This window comes from Pseudomonas sp. RIT-To-2 (assembly GCF_029623465.1).
In the GTDB taxonomy this organism is placed as follows: Bacteria; Pseudomonadota; Gammaproteobacteria; order Pseudomonadales; family Pseudomonadaceae; genus Aquipseudomonas; species Aquipseudomonas silvicola.
The window spans coordinates 1-6,549 of the sequence record NZ_JAPYKM010000078.1 but is presented as its reverse complement, the minus strand read 5'-3'; the positions used below and the strand labels follow the sequence as shown (position 1 = coordinate 6,549).

At 60.2% G+C, this 6,549-nt stretch carries 7 protein-coding genes and 2 pseudogenes; 4 read left to right on the top strand and 5 right to left on the bottom strand.

Annotation, left to right across the window (positions count from 1 at the left end; all coding sequences use genetic code 11):
* Window positions 1–126: 126 nt before the first annotated feature.
* Window positions 127–1,288: pseudogene (locus QBK88_RS30485) on the bottom strand (IS3 family transposase).
* A gap of 63 nt (window positions 1,289–1,351) precedes the next feature.
* On the opposite strand from QBK88_RS30485, the pseudogene QBK88_RS30480 reads away from it, so the two are divergent.
* From QBK88_RS30480 to QBK88_RS31025, 4 genes and pseudogenes are all read left to right on the top strand, one after another.
* Window positions 1,352–1,507 (top strand): annotated as a pseudogene (locus tag QBK88_RS30480) (polymorphic toxin type 15 domain-containing protein); the annotation flags it as partial.
* A gap of 22 nt (window positions 1,508–1,529) precedes the next feature.
* Entirely contained in the window at window positions 1,530–2,132 is a 603-nt protein-coding gene (locus tag QBK88_RS30475) for a GAD-like domain-containing protein (protein WP_277965012.1), read from the top strand.
* A gap of 31 nt (window positions 2,133–2,163) precedes the next feature.
* On the top strand, window positions 2,164–2,280 hold the full coding sequence (locus QBK88_RS31030) for a transposase domain-containing protein (protein ID WP_445765027.1): 117 nt from the start codon (window positions 2,164–2,166) through the stop codon (window positions 2,278–2,280).
* Complete coding sequence (locus QBK88_RS31025; RefSeq protein WP_445765026.1) at window positions 2,277–2,498, top strand: IS66 family transposase zinc-finger binding domain-containing protein; 222 nt, start codon at window positions 2,277–2,279, stop codon at window positions 2,496–2,498. The genes QBK88_RS31030 and QBK88_RS31025 overlap by 4 nt, the downstream gene beginning before the upstream one ends.
* A gap of 315 nt (window positions 2,499–2,813) precedes the next feature.
* On the opposite strand, the gene QBK88_RS30465 is transcribed toward QBK88_RS31025, so the two are convergent.
* The 4 genes from QBK88_RS30465 to QBK88_RS30450 all read right to left on the bottom strand — a co-directional run.
* The gene (locus tag QBK88_RS30465) at window positions 2,814–3,959 is read right to left on the bottom strand and encodes a S8 family peptidase (protein WP_277965011.1); all 1,146 of its coding nucleotides are present in this window, start codon (window positions 3,957–3,959) and stop codon (window positions 2,814–2,816) included.
* Between the two features lie 184 nt (window positions 3,960–4,143).
* Window positions 4,144–4,650 (bottom strand): asparaginase domain-containing protein, encoded by a 507-nt coding sequence (locus QBK88_RS30460; RefSeq protein WP_277965010.1) that lies wholly within the window; start codon window positions 4,648–4,650, stop codon window positions 4,144–4,146.
* Between the two features lie 206 nt (window positions 4,651–4,856).
* Complete coding sequence (locus QBK88_RS30455; RefSeq protein WP_277965009.1) at window positions 4,857–6,065, bottom strand: hypothetical protein; 1,209 nt, start codon at window positions 6,063–6,065, stop codon at window positions 4,857–4,859.
* A gap of 20 nt (window positions 6,066–6,085) precedes the next feature.
* Window positions 6,086–6,549: hypothetical protein (locus tag QBK88_RS30450; protein WP_277965008.1), on the bottom strand; the 464-nt coding region annotated here is incomplete at its 5' end.

The following is a 6,549-nucleotide window of genomic DNA, read 5'->3' as shown; positions in this document are numbered from 1 at the left end:
CATCGAACGCGATCTCAAAGACTGCGCTGACGCTGAACGCAAGATCGGTCGTCACGAACGAAGCCTGCCAGTACTGGCTCAGTTGAAAAGCTGGATCGACAAGACGCAGCCACAGGTCTGTAGTGGTCAACTGATCCCGGACACTAAATTGAGTTTTTCCTCAGCGACCGCAGGCGCTAGCCGTTCGTTGAACTGATGCGGTCGCCGCCAGTTGTACCGCTCCATCAAAAACCGACTGATATCTTGCTGTGCCAGCACAGCGCTCATGTAGCCCACCGTCGGTATCCATTCAGTCTTCAGGCTGCGAAATAGCCGCTCCATCGGCGCGTTGTCGTGGCAGTTGCCGCGCCGACTCATGCTCTGCGTGAAGCGGTATCTCCATAGTCTCTGGCGGAAACTCCGGCTGCCGTATTGGCTACCTTGGTCGCTGTGAAACAGTACGTTTTGCGGCCTACCACGCTGCTCGTACGCCATGTCCAATGCCTTGATTACCAAGTCGGCGTCGGGCTTGGATGAGAGCGCCCAACCCACAACACGGCGGGCACAAAGGTCGATGACAGCCGCCAGATAGTGCCACCGACCTTCAGCCCAGATGTACGTAATGTCACCGCACCAGACCTTGTTCGGGGATGTAACGTTGAACTCTCGATCAAGCACGTTCGGGATATCAGGCCGCTCCACGGTAGCCTTTTTGTAGGCATGGGAGCCCGGCTGTTTGCTGATCAAGTTCATCTCGCGCATCAACCTACGTACCTTGAATCGCCCGATCTGCATGCCGTCCTCTTTCATCATCAGCATGATGCTCCGGCTTCCCGCAGCGCTTCGACTTTGCGTAAACAACTCGTTCACGCGGCTGCGCAAAACCACCCGTTCGGCATCCGGATACCGACGTTTCCGGCAGTACGCGTAGTAGCAAGATCGGGTTACTTCAAATACCGAGCACAACAGATCAATCGGCTCTTGAGCCCGCAGTTGATCGATTAACGCGAACGCTCGTGTTCCTCGGCCATCAAGAGCTCGGTGGCCTTTTTTAAGATCAATTTTTCCCGTTCCAGCCGATTGATACGGGCTTCCAATTCTTGGATTTTTTGCTGCTCGGGCGTTAGCGCTTTGCTGATCGGCGTGACACCGCCGCGTTCCTGCTTGAGCTGCTTCACCCAACGACGCAAGGCCGACTCAACCAGCCCAAGCGACCGGGCTGCTTCGGTATGGCTGTAGCCTTGGTCGAGCACCAGGCACGCAGCCTCGCGCTTGAACTCTGGGTAAAGGTACGACGTTGCTTGGTCATCAGACACCTCTCTGCGGCGAGCATTCTCGCCTAAATGGGTGTCCGGTTTCATTAGACCACTACAAGGATATCATCAGTGATTTCGGCGACCGGCAAGTCAACTCAAGTATCGGCCCCCAATGGCGGCCAAAAATCGAAAACCTCAAAGCATCTGCTGAGAAAGTGCCAGGGTTCCTGCGAAACTCAACTTTCCTTAACGTGAAACTACATAAGTGCTGAAGGAGGCATCCGTGGACAAGGTATTCGCTTCGCTAGGTTTCTAGAGAGGTTTGGTGGCGCTGTTGATCGCCAGGACGTTCCGAGTTCCAGTATCGAGCGCTATAGGCGCAAACTGCCCGATCAGCTTCTGGAGTACTGGGCCGAGCACGGATGGTGCGGATATGGCAATGGTATTTTTTGGATAGTGAACCCGCAAGAGTACGAGGGTGTAGTCGCCTCCTGGATTGAGGGGACAAAACTTGAAAAACGCGACACCTATCACCTGATAGCACGTGGTGCCTTTGGCGATCTGTACCTTTGGGGTGAAAATACAGGATTTTCGTTGAAGATTACCAGCGTCTTTTCCCGATGTGTGATTCATGATTTTGAGCCCACACGCGAACAAATGGATCGTAAACTCCAAGACTTCATCGTGTCCAGAAAAGTGAAATCCAACGATTTAGAGGACTTGTTCGACAGGGCAAGAAAAAAGTTCGGAACCCTACGCCATGACGAAATGTATGGTTCTGTTCCAGCGTTAATGCTTGGCGGATCGGCATCCCTCGATCATGTTGAGAAGTTAAAAGCAGTGGAGCATTTAATCTTGCTGTCCCAGCTTGCAGACCTTGAGCCATATAATTTTTAGTGGACCCAGCGGGCAGAGATTGAGCGTGAAAATGATGATCGCCAAGCTACTTCGTAAGCAGTTCGGTCGCAGCTCCGAGCGACTGGACGCAATGATCGACCAACTCGAGTTGAGCTTGAAGAGCTGCAAGTCAGCTAAGCGGAAATGACACCACCAGTCGAACTGGCACCTCGCGCAGTTTCGCGCCGCACACCACTGCCCGAACACCTGCCTCGCGAAAATCACGTGAATCAGCCCGAGCCGCAATGCGCCAGCTGCGGAGGGACGCTTGGCTATTTGGGTGAGGATGCGTCCAAGGTGCGGGAGTATGTGCCGGCACGTTTCAAAGTTATTCGCCATGTCCGTCCGAAGTGGGTCTGCCGCTGAAACTTCTTTTCGCGAACGAGGTTTGGTGTGCCCTGCGGACGGCCTCGTTGACTATTCAAATCGCGCCTATGCCTGGCGCAAAGGCGCGTTAGCTCGGGAGGCAGGTAGCGTAGCGGGGCAGAAGGTATGCAGCGTCTGCTTCCCGAGCTTCGCCCGGTCCTACACGGGCTCACAGGACTTGTTCTGCTCGGATCCTGTAGCAAGCAGACCTGCGCGCGCCCCAGGCGCCGCGGACATGGCAGGTATACGGTGCTGGATGCCGACGCGGCCAGGGTTGCTGGAGCGCCAGCACCTAAGGTTGGCGTTGCAGCCCTTTCAGGGCGCTACCACCACCCCCTGTCCCATATCCACTTCATCCCACTGCTCAAACCCCTCGCTCCTCGCCGTGGCAATCAGCTGCGCACGCACGTTTCGGGCGTTGGCCTTTTTCCCCGACGCCGCGATCGCTTCCCACCATAACGCCGCCACCCCGGCCACGTGCGGGCAGGCCATGCTGCTGCCGCTCATGGTTTTGAGACCGCCACCCGTGCGCGCCGAGGTGATGCCTACGCCCGGTGCCGACAAGGTGGCCAGCGTGTTGGAGAAGTCAGCCACTTTGAAGAGGCCCGCGCTTGTGCGGCCAAGGGCAGCCACGGAGATGACGTCGTCCGCCGCGGCCGGCAACGAGGCCGCGAGGCGGTAGTCGGGGTCGTCCTGGCGGCGGCTTTCGTTACCGGCAGCGGCGACGACCAGGGCGCTGGTGCCGAAGGCCGCGCGGGCTTTGGTCATGGCCATGATGGCGTCAAACATGCGCAGGTTGCCGCGGTAGGCTTCCAAGGCTTCGGAGGTGGCCAACTGCACGGGCCAGCCTTGGCCCGTGCGGCGCTTGACCATGCCAGGGAAGTCGAAGCCCAGCGACATGGAGATGATATCGGCACGTTGTTCGAGCGCCCAGAGCATGCCTTCGAAGATCATTTCCGAACTGCCGCCGCCTTTGTCGTCCAGCACTTTGCCGATCAACGCCCGGCTGATGCCGGGGGCGACGCCGATGCGGGTGGCAAGGCCTCGGCCGAAGATGACGCCGGCGCAGTGGGTGCCATGCCCCACTGCATCACCATTACCCGAGCCGCTGAAGTCTTTCTCGACCAGTTCGACACCGGCAAAGGCAGGGTGCTCGGCGTCGATGCCGGTGTCGAGCACGGCCACGGTGACGCCGGCACCGGTGTAACGGCTACGGCCAGCGACTGTTTCAACACCCCAGGGCTCAGCCTTGGGGTCGGCTTTGCCGGCCATGGGCTTGATCAGGTGGGTGGGCATTCTCGGTGCAACCAGGGCTACTTCGGGTTCGCCCATTAGCTCGGCCAAGGCGTGGGCGGGAATGCGCTCCACGGTGAGGGAGGGGTCGGCTTCTACGGCCCTTACCCCGACCAGGGCGTGGCTGGCGGGCGGGAGTTCGCGGCGCAGGATGATGTACTCTTTCATGGTTACGGTCCTTGTAATGGCGAAAGTCGAGCATGGACCGTAGGCCTGGCCAAGCAGGTTGGATAGAGGGAAAGGTTTGATTCAGGGCGGGCGTTGCCGCCCTGGAGCCACTGCTGCGAGGATGAACGCCCGCCCAGTACCCACAACAGAATCCGCGCCTTTCGGGCATCCAGTGCCCCCGCCATCACGACACCGCGCCGCTGCAGGTCCATTTCACCGCCGGCGAAGCCATAGGAAGCCTGGGCGGTGGTGCCCCCCCCGGTGCGCGTAGCCATCCATACCGGCATGTGCTGGGCAATGTCCCCAGCCGCTGGGCCCAGGGCTCGGGCACATGGCCTGCGCCAAAGCCGTTGACCACCAGCGCGGCATACCCTAATGGCACGATCTGATCGAGAAGCAGGGTGTCGCCATCCAGCGTGGCTTCCAGCAATGCCACGCGGTGGTCGGTATGGTCCGGCACCGACAGGGGCGTTCTTGGCGACGCGGGGTGATGAAAGTGCGGCCGCCCTTCGACGATACCTCCTAGCGGGCCGTGGCCTGGCGAAGTGAAGGCATCGAGGGCCAGGGCGTGGGTCTTGCGTACCCAGCGGGCGCCATGGATGTCGTCATTCATCACCACCAGGACGCCGCGGCCACGACTGTCGGGCGACAAAGCGACGATGGCGGCATTGAGCAGATTTTGCCCACCCATTAAAAAGCATTCCTTTAAATAGCCAAGTCGGCGCATTCCGACAATACAGTGCGAAACCTCTGACATGGAGGTATTGCCCTCCGACATCACATCTGGAGCGCCCACCTTTATTGCTGATACTGATAGTGAATGAAGCGGTCGGTTACCAGGACTCTGCGGGCTGCCCTGGCGCAAAAACAGGACCAGCAAGGCCCCCAACTCGAGCGTTACAGGTAACCCGTGGTGCACGCACTCGCCACGATCAGCAACCCGATGAAAGGCACGATCAACAGCGTACTCACCGCCATCGACAACACATTGGCCACGAACGGGTGCACCCACGCCGGCAGTTTCTGCGCCAGCCCATCGGCCAGCGGCGCCGCTAACAGCGCGCCGAGTACTGCGCTCAGGGCCACGACCAGCGGACTGCCGCCATGGGTCAGGACCGCCGCCGGTACTACCGACACGATCGGGATGTAGGTGGGGTACCAGCCCTTGGCCATCCAGTGGCCGCGCCACAGGTAGATACCCAGCGCCGAGCTCAGGGCCTGGCCGGCGATGATCGGCAGCAACAGACCGGTGCCATACACCGGGCTGTCGGGGTTCAGCCACCAGGCCAACAGCACGCCCGCCAGCAACCCGAGGCTGGCCCATTCGTTGCCGAAGAATGGCGCTTCGGAGAAGTCGGCAAGTACCCGGCGCAGGCCCCATGCCAGCCCGTATCTGACCTGAGCTGCCTGAGGCTGGGGAACCTCGGCGGCCTGCCGGGGCGTGACCAGGATGGGGAACCATTTGCACAGCACGAAGGCGACGATACTGGCCATGGCCATGCCGGAAACGGCACCCGCCACCGCAGGAATGTTCCACGGCATGCAGACGAAATTGACCAGCAGCAAGCTGGCAGGTGTGACGAGCAAAGCGCCCAGCACCGCACCGTTGAGGGTTACTTTCCAGCCGGGGCCGAATACCAGCACCAGCGCGGCGGGCAGCGACACGAAGGCAACGAAGGTGGGTTGCCAACCGTCGGCGTCCAGGGTCCAACCCCACAGCAGGTTGCTCAACAGCAGGCTGATGAGCGAGCTGGTCACCAGCCAGGGCCACAGGCCGGTGCCATAGGCGATGGCGAAACCCTGCCAGCGCTTGCCGGTGCCATTGGCCCACCAGGCCAGGCCGGCGCCCGCCAGCAGGCCCAGGCTGGCGAACTCGTGTTTGTAGAAGGCGAATTCGCTGATGTCGCCCATGACCCAGCGCAGCCACGCACTTGGCCGGTCAAGGTTGGCGAGCATGTCGGCATAGGTGGGCCAATGGGTGTCGAGGACCAGGCCATGGGACAGGCACAGACCGGTGATGAAACTCAGGCCAGCGACAGCCAGCAGCAACCAGATGACCTGGCGGGGGTGGATCGGCAAGGCGCCTGGCAGGGAATCGGTGGACATGGGCGGTTTCCTTCTTGTTATCACTCATCCGGATGGGCTGCCCATGTAAACGCAATCATCGAGAAGGAAATACCGTCCGTTTCCGGTTCATGTGTACGACCTTTCCCAAGTCGCGCGCATGCATACAGCACACCTGTGAACGTAAAGACGACGCTACACGTTTTCATGTTGCCGACAGCTTCACAGGCGTATTGTTGAGACAGGCCCTCGCTCGCGTGCCAGGGCCCTGGGGGGAGAGCCCCTGCCGGCTTGCGCATCAGGCTTGGGCTATACTCAAGTGGGATGCGCGGGTGTTTTCCGGCCACCACGGCGACCGGAAACCCTGGGTACAGGTTATCCACTCCCACGCGGAGCGATACACAACCGGCCACGCGAACAACCGCCGTAAGAATCGACATCTGGCAGGCATCATGAACATCAAAGGCTTTAAACGCAGTGTCCTGATCGGTGTATTCGCCGCCGCTGCCGGGCTGGCGTCGCCAGC